At 69.3% G+C, this 18,965-nt stretch carries 17 protein-coding genes; 5 read left to right on the top strand and 12 right to left on the bottom strand.

What is annotated here, in order from left to right; translation table 11 throughout:
* Positions 1 to 16: 16 nt before the first annotated feature.
* Entirely contained in the window at positions 17 to 181 is a 165-nt protein-coding gene (locus JOD27_RS05325; protein WP_204760919.1) for a hypothetical protein, read from the top strand.
* 298 nt (positions 182 to 479) lie between these two features.
* On the opposite strand, the gene JOD27_RS05320 is transcribed toward JOD27_RS05325, so the two are convergent.
* From JOD27_RS05320 to JOD27_RS05265, 12 genes are all read right to left on the bottom strand, one after another.
* Positions 480 to 1,142 (bottom strand): TetR/AcrR family transcriptional regulator, encoded by a 663-nt coding sequence (locus JOD27_RS05320; RefSeq protein WP_204760918.1) that lies wholly within the window; start codon positions 1,140 to 1,142, stop codon positions 480 to 482.
* Between the two features lie 238 nt (positions 1,143 to 1,380).
* Positions 1,381 to 2,025 carry a DUF4360 domain-containing protein gene (locus tag JOD27_RS05315; protein WP_204760917.1) on the bottom strand — a complete coding sequence of 215 codons (645 nt, stop codon included), beginning with the start codon at positions 2,023 to 2,025 and terminating at the stop codon, positions 1,381 to 1,383.
* 58 nt (positions 2,026 to 2,083) lie between these two features.
* Complete coding sequence (locus tag JOD27_RS05310) at positions 2,084 to 2,704, bottom strand: DUF4360 domain-containing protein (RefSeq protein WP_204760916.1); 621 nt, start codon at positions 2,702 to 2,704, stop codon at positions 2,084 to 2,086.
* A gap of 495 nt (positions 2,705 to 3,199) precedes the next feature.
* On the bottom strand, positions 3,200 to 4,108 hold the full coding sequence (locus tag JOD27_RS05305) for a diguanylate cyclase (protein WP_204760915.1): 909 nt from the start codon (positions 4,106 to 4,108) through the stop codon (positions 3,200 to 3,202).
* On the bottom strand, positions 4,105 to 4,485 hold the full coding sequence (locus JOD27_RS05300) for a chemotaxis protein CheW (RefSeq protein WP_204760914.1): 381 nt from the start codon (positions 4,483 to 4,485) through the stop codon (positions 4,105 to 4,107). The genes JOD27_RS05305 and JOD27_RS05300 overlap by 4 nt, the downstream gene beginning before the upstream one ends.
* Positions 4,482 to 5,708: a CheR family methyltransferase gene (locus JOD27_RS05295; RefSeq protein ID WP_204760913.1), complete on the bottom strand. Its 1,227-nt coding sequence runs from the start codon at positions 5,706 to 5,708 to the stop codon at positions 4,482 to 4,484. The genes JOD27_RS05300 and JOD27_RS05295 overlap by 4 nt, the downstream gene beginning before the upstream one ends.
* Positions 5,705 to 6,700, bottom strand: coding sequence for a chemotaxis protein CheB (locus tag JOD27_RS05290; protein ID WP_204760912.1), 996 nt, complete (start codon positions 6,698 to 6,700; stop codon positions 5,705 to 5,707). Before JOD27_RS05290 ends, JOD27_RS05295 begins: the two co-directional genes overlap by 4 nt.
* Positions 6,701 to 6,726: 26 nt before the next feature.
* The gene (locus JOD27_RS05285) at positions 6,727 to 8,727 is read right to left on the bottom strand and encodes a hybrid sensor histidine kinase/response regulator (RefSeq protein ID WP_204760911.1); all 2,001 of its coding nucleotides are present in this window, start codon (positions 8,725 to 8,727) and stop codon (positions 6,727 to 6,729) included.
* Positions 8,727 to 9,137, bottom strand: coding sequence for a chemotaxis protein CheW (locus tag JOD27_RS05280; protein WP_204760910.1), 411 nt, complete (start codon positions 9,135 to 9,137; stop codon positions 8,727 to 8,729). The genes JOD27_RS05285 and JOD27_RS05280 overlap by 1 nt, the downstream gene beginning before the upstream one ends.
* Positions 9,138 to 9,143: 6 nt before the next feature.
* Positions 9,144 to 11,096, bottom strand: a complete 1,953-nt coding sequence (locus JOD27_RS05275) for a methyl-accepting chemotaxis protein (RefSeq protein WP_204760909.1) — start codon at positions 11,094 to 11,096, stop codon at positions 9,144 to 9,146.
* Positions 11,097 to 11,600: 504 nt separating this feature from the next.
* A complete protein-coding gene (locus JOD27_RS05270) occupies positions 11,601 to 12,902 on the bottom strand; it encodes a glycosyltransferase 87 family protein (protein ID WP_204760908.1) in 1,302 nt (433 codons plus the stop codon).
* A 214-nt stretch (positions 12,903 to 13,116) separates the two neighbouring features.
* A complete protein-coding gene (locus JOD27_RS05265) occupies positions 13,117 to 13,884 on the bottom strand; it encodes a TetR family transcriptional regulator C-terminal domain-containing protein (RefSeq protein WP_204760907.1) in 768 nt (255 codons plus the stop codon).
* A 264-nt stretch (positions 13,885 to 14,148) separates the two neighbouring features.
* Between JOD27_RS05265 and JOD27_RS05260 the strand changes: the two genes are divergently transcribed.
* From JOD27_RS05260 to JOD27_RS05245, 4 genes are read left to right on the top strand one after another with little or no spacing between them, the layout of a single operon-like run.
* A complete protein-coding gene (locus tag JOD27_RS05260; RefSeq protein WP_204760906.1) occupies positions 14,149 to 15,462 on the top strand; it encodes an ABC transporter substrate-binding protein in 1,314 nt (437 codons plus the stop codon).
* A 34-nt stretch (positions 15,463 to 15,496) separates the two neighbouring features.
* Positions 15,497 to 17,476, top strand: coding sequence for an ABC transporter permease (locus tag JOD27_RS05255; RefSeq protein ID WP_204760905.1), 1,980 nt, complete (start codon positions 15,497 to 15,499; stop codon positions 17,474 to 17,476).
* A complete protein-coding gene (locus tag JOD27_RS05250) occupies positions 17,473 to 18,246 on the top strand; it encodes an ABC transporter ATP-binding protein (protein WP_204760904.1) in 774 nt (257 codons plus the stop codon). Before JOD27_RS05255 ends, JOD27_RS05250 begins: the two co-directional genes overlap by 4 nt.
* Positions 18,243 to 18,956, top strand: a complete 714-nt coding sequence (locus tag JOD27_RS05245) for an ABC transporter ATP-binding protein (RefSeq protein ID WP_204760903.1) — start codon at positions 18,243 to 18,245, stop codon at positions 18,954 to 18,956. Before JOD27_RS05250 ends, JOD27_RS05245 begins: the two co-directional genes overlap by 4 nt.
* The last annotated feature ends 9 nt before the right edge of the window (positions 18,957 to 18,965 follow it).

The raw sequence follows: 18,965 nt of genomic DNA, 5'->3' as shown, positions 1-18,965 counted from the left end.
GTGCGAGAGACCTGTTGTGAACCGACTCGACCGGCGCAAGGCACGTACCCGCGCCGCGCTCGTGGCCGCCGCCAGGCGGTTGCCAGCCCGCGGCAGCAGCGCGGAGGCACTCGAGGAGCACGGCGCGCTTCTCGACGAGATCACCGCCGACTACGACGACCCGGCCTGTTCCAGTCTCTGACCGTTTCGGGTCGTGGATGACCCCGGTGTCGCCTGCGGTGAACCGACCAGCACGCGTGGCGGCCTCGATGTCGCGGCGGACCCGCGGAACGAGACCTTTGTCCATACTGGACAGATCGAATCCGAAGTACAGCAGGACCTTACGGAGCTCAGGATTCCCGCGATGCCCGAGCGAGGACTTGGGCCGGGTCGTCGAGGTCCGAAGTCAATGCGTCAAGCACGGCACCGTGGACCTTGTAGAACGACCCTGATCCCACATCCGCAACGCCGATCGCCAAGACGACCACAACCACCCACGATCAGACCTGGCTGACGGCCGAGGCGTCGGGCAGCGGTGCCGTCGCGATCTCGTGTGCTTCGACCAGCGGGACTCCGAGCATGCGCAGCAACTGTTCGGCCACCTCGTCGCACGTCGCGTCGGTGACGCCCTCCGGGTTCACCAACGACGTGTGCAGCACGGCCAGCAGGGCCCCGGCCGTGGTGGCGAGAGCCAGTCGCGGTTCACCGACCTGGAAGCGGCCGGATGCGACCCCGGCCTCGATGTCGCGCAGGGCCCGCGGAGCCAGCCCCTCGTCCGCGTCGATGTAGGCCATTCCGTGGCGCACCAGCACCTGTGCCATCTCCGGCCGCGTCACCGCGAGGCGCGCGGTCAACCGCATCGACTGGGCGAAGGCCATCGCCGGATCGTCGACGTCGCCGCTCAGGTCGTCCAGCAACCGGCCGAGCTCCTCCAGCACCTCCGACACCGCCGCCTCGAACAACTCCGTCTTGCTGGAGAAGTGGTTGTAGAACGAGCCGAAACCCACGTCGGCGGCGTCGGTGATGTCCTGAATGCTCACCGTGGCATGCGTGTCACTGGCGAGGAAGCCACGCGCCGCGTCGATCAGCTTCTGGCGGGTCTGGGCTTTACGCCGGTCCGTGCGCGTGGTGGGCCCGGCGCTGCCGGATCGCGGTGTGGCCATACCCGAAAGGTACTGCATGACAGTGCTGATGGATCAATCAGTGGTGAAGCTCGCCAGTCGTGGTCACGGAATTTCCGCAGCGCTGCCGCGCCCGGCGAGCCGCACGTCTTACCCGGTCAGACCCCCATGGAGTCTGGGCCATCGCCGGTCGTGTCAGACACTCGGCCTGACATCAAACGATCTTGGAACCACCGTGCCGGACACCCCGTGACGGGGCGCCCGGCACCGGGGTGAGGGGTTACGGCTTCGGTGGGCAGATCTTCCACGCGAAGTGGTAGGTCGTCTCGATCGACCCGTCGGTGGAGTCCATCGAGATGAAGCTCGTGACCTTCGTCGGGTCGGACGTGCCCGCGGCCACCCGCAGTTCGGTGTTGATGTTGAAGTTTCTCTTCTCACCGCACGGGTGGTAGACGATCGCGGCGACCGCGGTCGTGTCGGTCGCCTGCCAGTCCTCGTTCATCGGGCCCTTGAAGCCGTGCTGCTTGTACGCCGTTTGCGACATGCCCTGGAAGTAGTAGTTGGCTCGTTCCAGGGCCGTGGCGCCGCGTTCCAGGTGCGCGAAACCGCGGTAGTCGGTGGACGCGATGCCGTAGGTGAAGCCGGACGGCACGTTGACGCGCAAGTTCAGCTGGCAGTTCTTGCGGGAGTCGGTCGCCAGTGCCTGCGGCCCGACCTGTGCCAAGAAGTCGCTGTAGGTGACGGTGAACGCTTTGTTGTCGGGGCTCACGGCTATGGCGGCCGTTCCCACCTTGCAGCCTGAGCCGTTGATGGTCACGACGTCGATGGTGATGTGGTCCGGCGGCGCCGTGTCGCCGGCGGCGCCACCGGTCGGGATGATGATCGTCGACATCGCGAGCGCGGCCGCGGCCAGTGTGTTGAGCATGGGGCACCTTTCCGTCTGGGGTCCAACAGTGAACGGGTGGCGGCAATCGGTGCCTGGATCAGCAGCGCTTCCAGGAGAACTGGTACTTCGTGCTCACGCTGCTGTCCGTCGAATCCATGGTCATGAAGCTGACGGCCTTCGAGGAGCCCGCGTTCACCCGCAGCTCGGTGTTGATGTTCAGGTGGCGGACTTGACCGCACGGCGCGTAGACGATTTCCCACACCTGGGCGCGGTCGGTGGCCTGCCAGTTGTCGTTCTTCGGACCGTAGAAGCTGTGGATGCGGCTCGCGCTCTGCGACATGCCCTGGAAGTAGTAGGTGCCCTTCTCCATGCCGGTTGCGTCCGCCTCCAGATGGGCGAACCCGCGGTAGTCAGCCTGGGCGATGCCGTACGTGAAGCCCTGCGGATAGGTGACTCTGATGTTGAGCTGGCAGTTCTTGCGGAAGTCCGTCGGCGACGAACTCTGTCCGGCCTGGGCGAGGTAATCGCTGTAGGTGACCGTGAACGCCGTGCGGTCGTCAGCGGGCGCGACCGCCGCGGTGCCGGCGCGACAGCCGGAACCGTTCACGGTGACCACGTCGATCCTGACGTAATCGGGAACATCGGGAACTGCCTGCGCGGCGGGCGCGGTAAGGACCGCGGTCAGCACGAGGGCGGCAGCCGCCACCATTTTCAGCATGGCCAGCCTTTCTTTCCGAAAGTGCGGTATTGGCGGGCGGAAAAACCTTCTCAGGAAAGGGCCGCCGAATGGGTGACTGAATATCTTGGAATGCCCACCGGTAGGCCCTGTCAATTGCTCGACCGAAATCCTGGGCTTGCGTGGCCAAGCCGTGGAAGCCTGGCGTCGAAAACTGCTCGAACGCAAGACGTCAGCTGCTACATCTCGGGATGAAGCACTCCTCACCGAGTGTTGACACGCACGATCTCGACCAACCTCGATGAGTAGTTGGACCTGAAGCCTCAGGACCAGCCGGTCGTATACCCGACCTCGTGGTGCGGCTATTCTTATGCCGAATCCTGAAAGGTTCACTCGACCGTGAAGAAATCGAGTGCGCCGGACCCGCGGCCTGCCGACCTTCGTCAGTGACGGTGCGTTTGTCGGGACCGCTGGGCAGCTCCACGTCGTGCGAGATCGACCAGCACCCCCAGGGGATGGGAAGCGGTGTGCTCCAAGTCAGGACGACGCGACGATGCGGTTGCGGCCCAGGCGCTTCGCTTCGTAGAGGCGCTGGTCGGCGTGGCTGAGCACGGCGTCGACCCCGTCACCGGGACCGAGCGCACAGCCACCGCTGAGGGTCACCTGGACCCGGTGTCCGCCCGCGACGACGGGCGCGGCGGCCACGGAGGAACGCACGCGCTCGGCGAACTCGGCGGCGCCGGTGATGTCGGTGAGGGGCAGCAGCACCAGGAACTCCTCGCCGCCCCACCGGGCGGCGACGTCCTCCTGCCGCAGAGCTTCCGCGACACGGCGGGAGAAATCCTGCAGCACGAGGTCACCCACCGCGTGGCCGTAGGTGTCGTTGACGGTCTTGAAGTGGTCGATGTCGAACAGCACCAGCGCCATCGGCTCACCGTGCCGGACGGCCAAGCTGTGACAGCTGGTCAGCTGCTCCTCCATGTGCCGGCGGTTGAACAGCCCGGTGAGCAGGTCGGTGCGGCTGAGCCGTTCCAGCTCCGCGTTGCGCCGGCGCAGCTGGTCCTGCAGCTTCTTGACGTGCACCGCCGCGCTGACCCTGGCCAGCAGCTCCGGAGGCTCGAACGGTTTTCTCAGGTAGTCGTGGGCGCCGCCGTGCATGCCCGAGACCAGATCGTCCATGCCGGTGCGGCCGGTGAGGAACACGACGGGAACGTCGCGTGTGGTCTCGTCGCTCTTGAGCGCGGCCAGCACCTCGTGACCGTCCAAGCCCGGCATCTCGATGTCGAGCAGGATCACGTCGGGTGGGCACGTGCGGCACCAGGCGATCGCGGCAGGACCGTCGTCGGCTTCGACCACCGTGTAGCCCGCGTCCTCCAGGCCGGCGCGGACCACGGCCCGGATCACCAGCGAGTCGTCGGCGACGAGCACCGTCGAGTTGGTGATCACAGTCGTCCCACCAGGACTTCCGGATCGGTCACCAGGGTCAGTTCGCCATCGCTGCGGAAGGTCCCGCAGATCAACCGGCGGTCCTGCCCGTCCGGCGCCGGGCGGATGTCGGACTCGTCCACGCGGGTCAGCCCGGTCACGGAGTCGACCAGCACACCGAAGGTCTTCTGTCCCGCCTCGACCACGAGGACCTTGTCGCCACCGGCACCGAACGGTGCGATGACGGTCAGTGGCGGGTCACCGGGAAGGATGCCGACGACATCGGAACGTCCTTGTGGGAGCGGCAGAAGCCCGCTCGTGGTGCGTACCGCACGCGTCGCGTCGACAGCCAGGCAGTACTGGCTTTCTCCGGTGCGGAAACGAACCATCGTGATCATTTCTCGCACTCCTGGTTCTTCCCGTGCAGAAACCTGGCCAGCTCGTCGACGGCGAAGCCCTCCATGGCCCCTTCGACGTGGGCCGGGTCGACGGTGACCAGTACCTGCCGCGCCACGCTGTAGGCGCGGCGGGCCGACGAGCGTTCTCCCGCGGCCTCCAGGGCGAGTCCCAGGTGGACGTGGGCCATCACGTCGTCGGGGGTCAGATAGGCCCACTTCCGGAACTCGACGACAGCCGACCCGCAGTCGCCCGCGCTCAGCGCCTCCTGCCCGACCCTGGCGGCCAGCGCGGCCTGTTCGGCGTGGTCCGGTGGTCTGGGAGGGGCAGGAGGCGCAGCGGGGACAGGAGTTCGCGCGGTCACCTTCCTGCCGGTGAACCGCCGGTTCTCCGGCATCGCCGGGGGACGAGCCGGTGGTCCGGCGGCGGGGGTGCCGGCTTCGCGGTTGCGGTGCACGAAACCCTCGTTGATCCGGACCGCCTCGTAGCGGCCGCTGACCTGCCAGATCGTCTCGGTCGAGCTCAGGAACAGCCAAACCCTGCGCTGCATGGCGTCCGCCAGCCGGTCCAGGAAGATCTTGGCGTGCTGCGGCGAGAAGTAGATGAGCACGTTGCGGCAGAAGACCACCTGGCAGGACTTGACGCGCTCCGGTATCGGGTCGAGGAGGTTGTGCCGGAAGACGGTGACGCGGTCGCTGATCGCCCGGTTGACCTCCCAGCTCTGCCCCGTGCGGGTGAGGTACCGCGCGATGCGCTCGGGCGACAGTCCGGTCAGCTCGCGTGAGGAGTACCTGCCCTCCGCGGCGCGCTGCACCGCCGAGGTGGACAGGTCCGTCGCGATCACCGAACCGTCCACACCGGACTCATCGAGCAGCATGGCGAGGCTGTACGGCTCCTGCCCGTTGGAGCACGCCGCGCTCCAGATCCTCACCGGAGGGCGCAGGGTGGGCAGGATGTGGCGGGCGAGGGTCTCGAACTGCTCGGGGTGGCGGAAGAAGGCCGTCTCCTGGACCGTGATCCGGTTCTGCAGGCGCTGCATGACCGGACTGCCCGGGGTGAGCATCGCCAGGTAGCCCTCGACATCGACACCGTGTGCGGCAGCCTCGTCCCGCACGGCACGCCGGAGCCTGCTGTACAGCGCGGACTCGCACCGCAGGCCGATGTGCCGGTGCAGCAGTTCCGCGACCCGGTCCAGCACGGCGCCGAACGCCACGTCGTCGTTCATGACCCGACCCTGCGGGCGGCGATGCGGACTGCGTCGGCGAGCTCGGAGATGGGCAGCAGCCGGTTCACGGCCCCGATGCGCAGGGCGGCCTGCGGCATGCCGAACACGGCCGACGTGGACTCGTCCTGCGCGAGCGTCTGGCCACCCCGCTCGCGCATCGCCAGCAGCCCGCGGGCACCGTCGTCGCCGATGCCGGTCAGCAGCACTCCGATGGAACCCGCGCCGACCTGCTTCGCCACGGACATGAACAGCTCGTCGACCGACGGCTGGTGGGTGGCCGGCGGAGCGGTGTCGAGTTCGAGCCGCCGATCCGCGGCCAGTCGCAGATGGACACCACCAGGAGCGAAATACACCTGACCGGGCTGGGCGGTGTCGCCGTGTGCCGCGAGGACGACGGGCAGAGCCGAGACCCGGCTCATCCACTCGACGAGCCCGCTGGTGAACTCGGGATGCAGGTGCTGGACGACGAGAACGGGGGCGTCGAGATCGCCGAGCCCTCCCAGGAGTGTGGCCAGCGCACTCGGGCCACCGGTGGAGGCGCCCACGGCCACGATCGGAAGCTGCGTGCGGGGCTGGGACTCGCCACGCGGGTTCAGCCCTCGGGGATGGCGCACGACGTGCGCGCCGCAGACCAGCCGCACCGCCCGGCGCAGCTCTGCCGCCAACGAGGCCGTCCAGCCGCCGTTCGCCGGCAGGACGTCGATCGCGCCGGACATCAAGGCCCGCACCGCGGACGGCGCCCGACGGCCCGTGGTGCCGTTCGCCACGACCAGGATGGGGGTCGGTGTGAACGCCATGATCCGCTCGATGACGTCGTACCAGCCGCGAGCCTCCGCACGCAGCGTCAGCACGACGACGTCGGGTCGCACTCCGGCGACGCCCGCCACCGCCTCGGCGGTCGTGGTCGCCTCGCTCACCACGGTGATGTCGCCCTCCAGTTGCAGGGCAAGCGTGAGCCGGGCGCTCTCGTCCGGCGCATGGCCGACGATCATGGCCCGAACGGGACTCGCGGGCCGCTTCACGGCGTGCTGCCCAGCAGCCGGTTGACCGCGGCGAGCAGACTGCCCTCGTCGAAGCCGCTCTTGAGGATGTAGCCGTCCGCGCCCGCGTCGAGCCCCCGCTGCCGGTCGGAGTCGCCCGCGCGCGAGGTGAGCATCAGCACGGGGACGTTGGCCAGCGCCGGTGTGGCCCTGATCGCCTCGGTCAGGGCGAACCCGTCCATGTTGGGCATCTCCACGTCGGTGAGCACGAGGTCGCAGGGCTGCTGCAGCAGGGAGGACAGCGCCTGGGCGCCGTCGCCTGCGACCCTGACCTCGTAGCCCGCGCGTTCGAGGATGCTGCGCTGGAGCTCCCGGACCGTCAGAGCGTCGTCCACCACCATCACCTGGTGCCGTCGCACGCTGTGCCTGCCGGCCGGCGCGGGCGGCGCGTCCGTCCTGGCCGCCCGCTGGGCGCGGCGGATGAGCCCCGGCGGGTCGAGCACGGTGAGGATCGACCCGTCCGGCTCCACGCCCGCGCCCGCCACGACGGGAAGGTGCGGTGCGGGCGGGCCGAGTCCTTTGAGGACGACGTCGCGCCTGCCCACCAGCCGGTCCACCTGGAACGCGTGGGAGTCGGCGGTGTCGCCCAGCACCACCACGGGCCCGTCGCAGGCTTCCTCCGACGACATCGCCAGCGTGTCCGCAAGCCGGGACACCCGCACCGGTCGCTGGTCCACCCACACCACGGGGCGCCCTTCCGCACGGGTGACCGCCTCGGCGTCGTACCTGCGTGACGTGATCACCCGGTGGAACGGGATGGCGAACCGCTGACCTCCCGCGTCGACGAGCAGACAGCGCAGCACCGCCAGCGTGATCGGCACGATGATCCGGAACTCGGTGCCGACGCCTCGTTCGGACCGGACCTCAACCCGGCCGGAGGCGGCCTCGACGGTCGTGCGCACCACGTCGAGCCCCACCCCGCGGCCGGAGATGTCGGTGACGAGCGCAGCCGTGGACAGTCGTGAGCGGAAGATCAGCCCGCACAGGTCCTCCTCGGTCATGTGCTCGACGTCGACACCCTGGCGAGCTGCCTGCTCGCGTACCCGCTCGGTGTCGATGCCCGCGCCGTCGTCGCTGATCGCGATGACCACCTCGGAGCCGAGCTGCATGGCGTGCAGGCGGATCAGGCCCTGCCTCGGCTTGCCGCTGGCCTCGCGTTCGGCCGCGCACTCGATCCCGTGGTCGACGGCGTTGCGCACCAGATGCAGCATCGCCTCGGACAGCCGGTGCAGGACACCGCGGTCCAGCTCGGTGTCGGCGCCGCGGACCTCCCACCTGATGTCCTTGTTCCGAGCCCTGGCGACATCGCGTGCGGCGCGGTGCATCTGGTCGGTCATCGTGGCGACCGGCACCATCCGGGTGCGCATCGTCCGGTCCTGCAGGTCGTTGAGCGACCGGGAGAGCTTGATGTACTCGGCGCACGAGGCCGGGTCGATCCGGAAGCGTTCCTGGAGCATCCGGCCCACTCGCAGGTGGGCCGACGCCGACTCGCCGACGAGGCGGACGAGCTCGTCCAGGCGTTCCATCGGCACCATGACCACGCCGTTCCCGTCGCTCTCTGTGCGTGGTGGCGGCACGGGGTCGGGTGACGGCGGGCTCTCGACGCGCTGGGCGGGCATCACGTCCGGTTCCGCGTCGGGGCCGGGCATGAGCGGCCCGACGCCAGCCACGATCGCCGCGTTCAGCTCGTCGACGCCGGTGAGCAGCCGGTCGATCACCTCCGCGGTCACCGCGCCCTCCGAGCCGCGAACAGCGTCGACGAGCTCCTCCAGATCGTGCGCGATCCTGCTGACGTCCTCGAACCCCGCGACCGCCGATGAGCCCTTCAGGGTGTGCAGCTCGCGGAAGATCGAGTCGACCAGCTCCCGGTCGCCGCTCGCCTGCTCGAGCAGGAGCAGCTGGTTCCCCAGCCTGGCCAGCCGGACGGCCGCCTCCTGGGCGAACAGCGCCCGCACGTGCGCCAGATCGAGCCCGGCCATCAGGCTGACCCGGCCGACAACCGGCGATCCGGCGCCAGCAGCGCGGACGGCTCGATCAGGACCGCGACGCGGTCGCCGATCCGGAACGTGCCCGCGGTGCCGTGGTGCTCAGACCGGCCCGTCGGCGCGTCGAGCACTGCACGGTGCGGAAGCGCGGTCGTGGCAAGGCCGGCGGGGCCCTGCGGCCCCAGCAGTACCACGGTGAACGCCACGGCGTCGATGGTGCCGATGCCGAGCAGCGCCGCGGTGTCGAACAACGGGACGATCTCGCCGCGCAGGTTGAACAGCCCGAGGAACTCCGGCGGCGCGGTCGGCAGCGGCGTGATCTGCGGGGCGGTGAGCACCTCCCGCACCCACCGCACGGGCAGCGCGTAGAGCTCCTGGTGCACGGGCAGCAGTACGGCCTGCACGATCGGTCACCCGTGCCCGTTGCCGGAGTGCAGCAGGCCGGCGGTGCCCGGTGCTTCACCGGCCGCCACCTTGGCGCCCTCGTGCAGGTTGCCGGCGAGTTCGGCGAGACTGCCCGCGGCGGAGGCGATCTGTTGCGCGGTCGCCGAGACCTGCCTGCTGGCGTCGGAGAGCTGGCCCATCGTCTCGACCACCTGGGCGGTGGCGCTGCGCTGCTGCTGTGTGGTCAGGCGCACCTGCCCGTACGCCTCGGCCACGGTGTCGAGCAGTTCCAGGCCCTGGACCAGCTGCTTGGCACCCTTCTCCATCGCCATGACGGTCGCGTTGGTCTCGCCCTGGATCGCCGAGACGATCGACGCGATGTCACTCGCGGAGGTCTTGGAGCGTTCGGCGAGCCTGCGGACCTCCTCGGCCACCACCGCGAAGCCGAGGCCGTGGTCGCCCGCCCTGGCGGCCTCGATGGCCGCGTTGAGGGCGAGGAGATTGGTCTGGTCGGCGATGTCGTTGATCAGGGTCAGCAGGCCGTCGATGTCGTTGACCCGTCCCGCCAGCGCGAGCGTGCGCTCGCTGGACAGCCTGATGTCGTTCCCGGCCTGCTCCAGGTTGTCCCGCGTGTCCGAGGTCTGATGGGTGACGGCGTCGACCGTTTCGGCGATCACCGAGGCCGCACGGGCCAGCTCCTCGGTGGTCGCCGTCGCCTCGGTGACCGCGACGCTCTGCTGAGTCGTGGTCGCCGCCAGCTGCTCCGACGACGCGGACAGCTCGGCGGCGGCCGAGTTGACGTCGAACCCCGCCGCCGTCGCCTGCCCCACCAGGTGCTCGCACGTCGACACCATGGCGTTGAACGACTCTCCGAGCGTGACCAGCTCGACGGAACCAGCGGGTACGACGCGGGCGGTGAGGTCGCCGTTCGCCGCGCGCCGGGCCGAGGCGGTGAGCCGGGTGATCGGCCGGGTCGCCTGCCAGGCGAACAGGATCGAGATGGTGGCGGCCACGAGAGCCCCTGCCGCCACGATGACGATCGCCTGGTTGCGCAGATCGGCCGTCGGCTCCAGCACGAGGCCGAGATCGTTCTGCGCGATCAGGACCCAGCCCAGCGCCTCGATCACGTCGAACGCGCCGATGACCTCATGGCCGTGGGCGTCGGTGTAGGTGGCCGAGCCGGTGTGCGTACCGGCGGCCTGTCGTGTGGCGGGGTTGTCGACCGTTGTCCGCGCCGCACCGGCGGCCAGGAGCGCGGCGCCGTCCTTGGCGTCCCCCATCGTCGAGGAGTCGAAGATCAGCCGGTGCTGCGCGTCGACCACGGTGAACTCGCTGCCCTGCCGCAGGTCCGGGTTGACCAGCAGCTTCGCCAGCGTCACGGGGGCGAGGTTCGCGGCCACGACGCCTCGCGGCCGATCATCGTCACCGACGATCGGATAGGCGATGATCCAGTCCAGGTGGCCGTTCTGCTCGGTGAACGAGGTCATCGCGGGCTTGCCGGAGACGGCCGTGCGGAACCACTCCGCGTTGCCCGCGGGGACGACCGCGGGGCTGCTGGAGGCCACGATGTTGCCCGCGAGGTCCAGCGTCTCCAGCACCGTGAACTCCGGCGTCACCTTGACCCGTTCGGTCAGCAGCGCGGCGATCACGGTGGCGGAGGTCTGGTCCGCAGCCTCGGCTGCGGTCACCTGCAGATCGCGCTGCCGTTCGGTGAGCCAGTCCGAGAACCTCAGCGACGCGGAGCTGACGCTCTCGACCGCGTTCTGCTTGCCCGCCTCGGTGAGGCTGTCGGCGGCTCTGACGGTCAGGAACACCGCGAGAGCCACCATCAGCGGCAGTGACACGGCCAGCATCGCCGCGGCGAGGCGGAATCCCAGCCTGCGGTGCGGCAAGCGCAGCCGACGCATGATCTTCGTCGCCATGTCCCTGGCCTTCTCGTGTTCCTGGCAAAGAAACCGCAGGGGATTCTCGCGATCCATCGAGGAATATCATCGAGATCGCGTCGATTACCCGTGTTCGTCGGCCGAGAATATCAGCTCCGCCCTCGAAAGACCGCCTGGTCCTGCGCTGGTACCCGAAGGTGTGACCACCGGAAAGGCATCCCTAGTTTGAGGTATTCCAGCCGTCCTGTTCGTCGATCGTCGCTATATTGCGGCGCACTGCTGCCGTCGGTCTCGCCCTGAGATCGGTCATCGGTTCTTTTCTCACGACGCCCGTGCGCCACTGCCGTGTGCGGATCTCCGTCCGCCTTTCGCGGTGGAACTCGGCACAGCCGTCTTCACTGCGATGACCGTCCGACTGGACGGGCTCGTCGTGCCCGGCCGATCCCCGCCTTCGTCCTCGGTACACCTGCCCGACGGGCCTTGCTCGCGTGGGCCTGCACGATGGCGATTCGGTGCGATTCCTGGAATCGGCCGTGCGACTTTGCGCCGCCACGGTTCGCCACTTCGTTTGGAAACGTTGACCGCAACGGCCGTCCGTGCTTACTGCTGAGCCGAATGCCCGGAGTGGCTCGGTGTTCCTGAATCGCCGAGGCGTGCTCGACCGGGGAACCCGGGGACATTCGACATCGAGAAACGCTGCGACTCTACGGGTCGTGACCGGGCTCCACGCAGGCAGCGGCGACGAACATCTGCCGCTGCCAGGACAATCAGCAACGCCAGCCCGATCCACACGTAGCTCTCGGCCAGCGGGTGCCACCACGAGGTCGCCGCGAGATGCAGATGGGGCGCGAAGATCATCGCAATGCTGACGAGTCCGGCCGGAACCAGGCGCGGGTACGGTCGAGCGTCCGTGATCGCCCACACGGTCGCGGCGACGAGCAGAGCGATGAGCCAGACCCAGTGGTGAGACCAGGACATCGGCGAGACGAGCGTCCCCATGGCGGCCACCGCGAGCCACGCCGGCACGTCGTGGTCCTGCGCGCGGTAGCGGAAGACCACGAACGCCGTCAGCGCCACGACCGCCGCCGACGCCACCATCCACGTCGCGGGTGCCAGGTCCAGGCGCGCGAGTACGCCGCGCAGCGACTCGTTGGCGGGCAACAGGACGTTGCCGACGCGGTCCGGATCGAAGACGGCGCGGGTCCAGAAGTCGACCGAGATGGCCGGTGCGACCAGGAAACCGACTCCACCGCAGACCGCGAAACTGACGAATGCCGTCACTGTTGGCCGGATCTGCTTGCCCAGCAGGAAGAACAGCACAAAGCAGAGCGGTGTCAACTTGATCGCCGCAGCGACGCCGACGGCCAGGCCACGGGGCCATCGGGCCGACCTGCTGAGACAGTCGACCGCCACCAGCCACAACAAGAAGATGTTGATCTGCCCCCAGAACAACGTGCTGGTCACCGGCTCGAGGTGCGTGGCGCACAGTGTCGCCGCAGCCGCGACCAGGTACCGATGGGGCAGGCTCGGCCGGAGCCGCTCGATGACGAGCGAGCAGATGTGGAACAACGCTGCGACACCGCCCACCATCAGCACGGCCGCGCCGAACGTGAAGTCGTAGAACACCACGGCGATCGGCAGCAACGCGAACGGCGGGTACGTGAAGAACGCCGGGTTGCCTCCGCCGTACAGATGCTCCCGGTACAGGTCGCCGTCGCGCCACCAGAGCTCCGCGGCGGCGCGGTAGATACGCGCGTCGGACAGGACCAGCGGGCCGTCCGGCGACAACGCGACGTTCAGCGCGGCTCCCGCCGCGATCACCAGCAGGGCGAGAACCGCCACCGTGCTCGGCCTGCGCACTGCCGTGAACGGCCGTTCACCTTTCTCCACCAAGAGCGACACGCTGTGCATGGTCCACAAAGGAGGGTGGAAGACGTCGCAGGGCCACGCGGAAGTCACACCTTCGAGCGTTGTCGCGTAACGAAACGCCGCCAGCCGGGTGGGCGCGCAGGTTCAGGCCTCACGAACGGGACGAGACGCGACCGGTCGGACGAGGTCCGGCCGGAAAGAGCGACCCACCCTCGCCGTTCCCCCAGCGCCGCCGGGCGCGCGGCGATCAACCCGGCCGCGACTCGCTGTCCACTTCGGTGAACTGGTCGAACACCATGACGGCGGTACGGGTCGCGAGGGACCAGCCGTCCTCCCCCTGCGGATCCTCGAGGTTGGGATGTCCGGCGATCCACCGCATGTGGAAGCCGTCGAGCAGGGCCGCGATGGCGGTGGCGAGGTGCTCCACCTGGTAGGGCGCGCGCATTCGAAGTCCGTAGGCGTCGAGCAGCGCCTGGTACGCCTCGCAGGCGACCTTGGTGAAGGACTGACCGTAATGGCCCAGTGCGTCACGGACGCGTGGATTGGCCGCGCTGGCGTAGAAGCCGAGCAGCACGCGATAGATCGGGTCCTCACGGTGGTTCTCGTGGTTGTCCGTGAGGACGTCGTTGAGGGCTTCCTGCCAGGGCGTGCCGGTCTCGATCGCCTTCCGGAAGCGGCGGATGCTCTCCGGCAGGTCCGGGACGAGCTCGGCCTGCCTGCCGGTGAGGTGGAAGAGGAGCTCCGCCTGGAAGTCGGCCTGCGCGGGCCAGATCTGGTAGATCGATCCGGTCGTGATCGCCGGTGCCGTGTCGTCGCCCAGCCGCTCCCGCATGATGCGGGTGGCCTCCTCGGTGACCCGCTTGACGCGGATGTGGGCGAGGGCCGCGGAGACGGCCTCCTCGCTCGTGTCGGAGGTGCCGGCGCAGACGAGCTTGGTGGCCGCCTCCAGCATCAGGGACCTGGTCTCGTCGAGCGAGCGCCGAGGCAGCCTGCGGTTCCCGGTTTGCGCCGCCATGAGCCTTCCGCCTCCCATTGCTTGATCGTTAATTCGGCGTGAACCGAGGCGTTGACAGACCGTCAGCCTACACCTAGATTCCTCGTTCGTAAGAAAGTTACGAAAGCCTGCCGACCCCCTCACCAGGTCTTTCAGGCTCTTTTCGGTTGGTCCGAGGCACCGGTCACCCCGGAGTTCCCTCCTGCCTTCCGCTGGCTTCCGCGTTCGCTTCCGCATGCCGTGACGGGCACCGCCATGCCCGTTTCCGATCAAGGAGGATCTCGCATGCCCGCATTCCCACGCTCCCGGACGGTGGGCCTCGCCTGCGCCGTCATGGCGCCCCTGCTGGCCGTCACCGCCTGCGGCGCCACGGGCACCAGCGCGACCGGGCCGGCCGGTGCCTCGCAGACCGCCTCGTCCGCCGGCGCGGACTCCCGCCCGTCGTCCGCCGTCGTGACCGACTACCTCGGCTACGTCGGAGGGAAGGCGGGCGCGGCCGATGCCGGGCTCGCGCCGATCACCCTGGGCTGGGTGAACGTCGAGGGCGGCCCGGCCGGCAATCCCGAGGCCACGCTGGGTGCCCATGCCGCCGTCAAGTACGTCAACGACAAGCTGGGCGGTATCGGCGGGCATCCGCTGGAACTGAACGTCTGCACCGTCGCCTCCGCCGAGGAGGAGGGGCAGAAGTGCGGCCAGCAACTGCTCGGCGACAAGAACGTCTCCGCCATCGCGGTCGGCAACCTCTTCCTCGGGGACGCCTCCTTCAACTCCGTGGTCGCCGGGGCGAAGCCGGTGCTGGTCGGTGTCGCGACGGGCCCGAGCATGTCCACGGCGAAGAACACCTACAGCACCTTCGGCGACCTGCCGCACATCTTCGGCACCTGGGGCACGTACGCCCGTGACGTGCTCAAGGCGAAGTCCGCCGCGGTGATCCACACCAACACTCCCGGCGACAAGATCGCTTCCGGCGCCGCGGTGAAGGGGCTCGAGGCCGCCGGTCTGACCGTGAAGTCCGTCGGGTTCGAGGCGCAGGCGGTCGACCTGATCGGCCCGGTCACCGCGGCCGGGGCGATGACCGCGGACGTCGTCGTGCCCATCTCGCTGGGTGCAGGGTGCGTCGGGATCGCCAAGGCGTTGAAGCAGCTCAACGTCTCCAAGCCGGTGGTCTCCACCCCGCTCTGCCTGTCCCCCGACGTCGCCCAGGGGCTCGGGGGCGACCTGCCCGGCTGGACGTACGGCATCGCCCAGACGTTGCCGATGGACTCCTCGGCCGCCGACTCGCAGGCGTTCCTGACCGCCTCGGCGCAGGCGGGACTGGACAACGCCACGCAGACCAAGGTCTTCGCGCCGCTGGGCTGGAGCACGATCCTCACCTACGCCAAGGTGCTCAACACCGTCGGCGCGGACAAGATCAATCCCGCGTCGGTCGCGGAAGAGCTGAAGAAGTTCACCGGCCCGGTCATCATGGGCGCCGCCGAGGTCCAGTGCGGCAAGTACCAGGACGCACAGGCGGTCTGCAACGACCAGTCGCGGTTCTACCAGTACGGGGGCAAGGGCGCGTTCAAGCCCCTGACCGACTGGATCCGCCCCGTCCAATGAGTCACCCCGACCGCACGGACTCATGGCTGGAGTCATGATGGAACAGATCCTGCTCTTCGCCGTGCTCGGCCTCGGCCAGGGCGCACTGATCGCCGGCATCGCGCTCGGCGTCGTGGTGACCTACCGGGGCTCGGGCATCATCAACCTGTCCACGGGCGCGGTCGCCATGGCCTCCGCCTACGCTTTCTGGTCTCTCACAACGGGTTTCTTCGGGTTCACACTCCCGGTCGGGCCCGCTCTCGCCGGAGCGCTCGCGGTGGCGCTCGCCGTCGGGGTGCTCACCGAGGTCGCGGTCTTCCGGCCGTTGCGCACGAGCTCACCGCTCGCCAAGCTCGCCGGGTCGCTCGGCGTCCTGCTCACCATGCAGGCAGGCGTGCTGCTGATCTTCGGCACCCAGCCGCAGCAGGCACCGAGCATCCTCCCCACCGGAACGACCACCGCCCTCGGACTCACCATCCCGTCCGACCGCTTCGTCCTGACAGGACTGGTCGTCGCGATCGCACTGGCACTGGGCGCGGTGTACCGGTGGAGCCGCTTCGGGCTCGCGACCAGGGCGGCGTCGGAGAACGAACAGGCCGCCCTGCTGGCGGGCCTGTCCCCCAACGGCGTCTCCCTGGCCAACACCCTGCTGGCGGCCCTGGTCGCCGGGCTGCTCGGGGTCCTGGCCGCGCCCATCGTCCAGGTCGACTCGATCACGCTCCCGTTGCAGGTGGTCCCGGCGCTGGCGGCAGCGCTCTTCGCCGGGTTCACGTCGCTGTGGGTCGCGTGCACCGCGGGTGTCCTCATTGGAGTGTCGCAGTCGATCCTGTACTACCTGTCGACGCAGAGCTGGTTCCCGACCGACAACGGCAACGCCATGCCCGGTCTCCAGCAGCTCCTCGTCTTCGCCCTGATGGTCGTCGCCCTGTACGTGCGGGGCGCGAGTCTGCCGCGCCGCGGTGACGCCGTCGAACAGCGGCTGCCCGCGGTTCCCCTGCCCGACAGGCTGTTGCGGCCCGCCTCGGTGGCCGCCGCCGTCGCCGTGGTGGCACTGGTCGTGCTGCCGTTCGACTTCCGCCAGGCACTGACGAACTCCATGATCGGCATGGTCATCGTCCTGTCCTACGTGGTCATCACCGGCTACGTCGGGCAGATCTCGGTGATGCAGCTGGCGCTGTCCGGCACCGCGGGCTTCGTCCTCTCACACCTCTCGGCCGGGTGGGGTGTCCCGTTCCCGTTCAGCGCCCTGGGCGCGGTTCTAGTGGCCACGCTGCTCGGCGTGGGCGCGGGCGTCTCGGCGCTGCGGGTGCGCGGAGTGAGCCTCGCCGTCGTCACCCTGGCCGCGGCCCTCGCCGTGGAACAGGCGCTGTTCAACAACACCTCGTTCGGCGGCACGGCCGGGGTCTCCGTGCCCCCACCGACCCTGTTCGGAGTCGACCTCGGGCCAAAGGCGGACTTCCGCGGCCTGGACGGCAACGAACCCAGCCCGCTGTTCGGTTTCCTCGTCCTTGCCGTCACGGTCGCCCTCGGGCTGTACGTCGCCCACCTCCGCCGCACCGGGCTCGGACGACGGATGCTCGCCGTGCGCTCCAACGAGCGCGCTGCCGCGGCGGCGGGGATCGACGTGCGGGCGGTGAAGATCACGGCCTTCGCCATCAGCTCCTTCATCGCGAGCGTCGCGGGCACCCTGTACGGCTACAACTTCGGCTCGGTCAGCGCCGCCCGGTTCACCGCACTGGCCGCGCTCGGTCTCATCGGGTTCGCCTACATCGGCGGTATCACCAGGGTGTCCGGGGCTCTCGCCGCGGGACTGATGTCGACCGGGGCGCTGCTGCCGCACGCGTTGGACAAGTGGTTCGGCATCAAGGGGACCTGGGCGCTCCTCTTCGGCGGCGTCTCCCTGGTCGTGACGCTGGTCGCCAACCCCGACGGCATCGCGGGTGCCGCGCACCGCCGCAGGACCGCGAAGAAAGCGAATTCGCCGGAGGTCTTCCGCGGCTTCACCCCCGTCGAAGCCAAGGAGGTCGTGTCGTGAGCGTGCTCTCGGTCCAGTCGGTGAGCGTCAGCTACGGCGGCGTTCACGCCCTCAGCGACGTCTCCCTCGAAGTCGGGGAGGGCCGGTTGGTCGGGCTCATCGGCCCGAACGGCGCCGGCAAGACGACGTTCGTGGACGCCGTCAGCGGCCTCGTTCCCGCCAGGGGCCGGGTGGCGCTGGACGGCAGGGACCTGACCGGCAAGCCGCCTCATACACGGGCCCGCCGGGGACTCGCCCGCACGTTCCAGAGCAGCGAGCTCTTCGAGGACCTCACCGTCGCGGAGAACCTCCAGGTGACGGCCGACCGCCCGACGTGGTGGACCGGTCTCGGCGAGACCTTCGGCCGCCGCGCGCGAGCGAATCCCGCTGTCGGCGAAGCCCTCGCGGTCCTGGGACTGGAGGACCTCGCGGACGCCTCGGCCCACGAGCTGTCCCAGGGCCGGCGCAAGCTCGTCGGTGTGGCACGGGCCCTGGCCGCCCGGCCCCGTGTCATCTGTCTCGACGAACCCGCGGCCGGGCTGGACACCACCGAGAGCGCCGAGCTCGGCCGCAGACTGCGCGCGGTCGCCGACGCCGGCACCGCTCTGCTCCTCATCGACCACGACATGAGCCTCGTGATGGGCATCTGCGACCACGTCGTCGTTCTGGAGTTCGGCAGGGTGATCGCCTCCGGACCGCCCGCACAGGTCCGCACAGACCCCGCCGTCATCGCCGCCTACCTCGGGGCGTCCGCGGTCGGGGCCACCACCGGCACACCGGAGACACGATGAGCACCCCGGTCCTGAAAGTCGACGGACTCACCGCCGGATACGACGGAGCCCCGGTCGTCCGCGATGTCAGCCTGCGAGTGGGGCAGGGAGAGGTGGTCGCCCTCCTGGGGGCCAACGGAGCGGGGAAGACCACCACGCTCAAAGCCGTCTCCGCGCTGCTGCGCCCTTCCGCCGGCACCATCACGTTCGCCGGTGCGCACCTCGGCAGAATCCCTGCCGCGACCCGTGCCCGCCTCGGCATCGCCCACGTCCCGGAAGGACGAGGGATCTTCTCCGGCCTCACGGTGGCCGAACACCTGCGGCTCGGCCACCGGCGCGAACGCCTCGACAGCGCGGCCGCTCACCGCTACTTCCCCGTCCTGGCCCGCATCTCCGACCGCAAGGCCGGACTGCTCTCCGGTGGCGAGCAACAGATGCTCGCCCTGGGACGCGCACTGGCACGCCGCCCGAAGCTGCTCCTGCTGGACGAACTCAGCCTCGGCCTCGCACCCATCATCGTCGAGGAACTGCTGCCCGTGATCCGGCGCTACGCGGACGACACCGGCTGCGGAGTGCTGCTCGTCGAACAACACGTCGGCCTCGCCCTCGACATCGCCGACCGCGGCTACGTCCTGTCCCACGGCGAGATCACCACGCACGCCACGGCCGCCGAACTGAGAGCAGACCAGTCCAGGATCATCGCCGGCTACCTCGGCGAACAGCCCGCCTGAACCCCGCCG

Source organism: Lentzea nigeriaca (genome assembly GCF_016907955.1).
In the GTDB taxonomy this organism is placed as follows: Bacteria; Actinomycetota; Actinomycetes; order Mycobacteriales; family Pseudonocardiaceae; genus Lentzea; species Lentzea nigeriaca.
This window is presented reverse-complemented; position numbering and strand designations above follow the sequence as displayed.

What these genes read in the sequence shown, in the direction of transcription:
- JOD27_RS05320 (WP_204760918.1), bottom strand. Translation starts at nt 1,142, where the DNA reads ATGGCCACACCGCGATCCGGCAGCGCCGGGCCCACCACGCGCACGGAC.
- JOD27_RS05315 (WP_204760917.1), bottom strand. Translation starts at nt 2,025, where the DNA reads ATGCTCAACACACTGGCCGCGGCCGCGCTCGCGATGTCGACGATCATC.
- JOD27_RS05310 (WP_204760916.1), bottom strand. Translation starts at nt 2,704, where the DNA reads ATGCTGAAAATGGTGGCGGCTGCCGCCCTCGTGCTGACCGCGGTCCTT.
- JOD27_RS05300 (WP_204760914.1), bottom strand. Translation starts at nt 4,485, where the DNA reads ATGATCACGATGGTTCGTTTCCGCACCGGAGAAAGCCAGTACTGCCTG.
- JOD27_RS05295 (WP_204760913.1), bottom strand. Translation starts at nt 5,708, where the DNA reads ATGAACGACGACGTGGCGTTCGGCGCCGTGCTGGACCGGGTCGCGGAA.
- JOD27_RS05290 (WP_204760912.1), bottom strand. Translation starts at nt 6,700, where the DNA reads ATGATCGTCGGCCATGCGCCGGACGAGAGCGCCCGGCTCACGCTTGCC.
- JOD27_RS05285 (WP_204760911.1), bottom strand. Translation starts at nt 8,727, where the DNA reads ATGGCCGGGCTCGATCTGGCGCACGTGCGGGCGCTGTTCGCCCAGGAG.
- JOD27_RS05275 (WP_204760909.1), bottom strand. Translation starts at nt 11,096, where the DNA reads ATGGATCGCGAGAATCCCCTGCGGTTTCTTTGCCAGGAACACGAGAAG.
- JOD27_RS05265 (WP_204760907.1), bottom strand. Translation starts at nt 13,884, where the DNA reads ATGGCGGCGCAAACCGGGAACCGCAGGCTGCCTCGGCGCTCGCTCGAC.
- JOD27_RS05260 (WP_204760906.1), top strand. Translation starts at nt 14,149, where the DNA reads ATGCCCGCATTCCCACGCTCCCGGACGGTGGGCCTCGCCTGCGCCGTC.
- JOD27_RS05255 (WP_204760905.1), top strand. Translation starts at nt 15,497, where the DNA reads ATGATGGAACAGATCCTGCTCTTCGCCGTGCTCGGCCTCGGCCAGGGC.
- JOD27_RS05245 (WP_204760903.1), top strand. Translation starts at nt 18,243, where the DNA reads ATGAGCACCCCGGTCCTGAAAGTCGACGGACTCACCGCCGGATACGAC.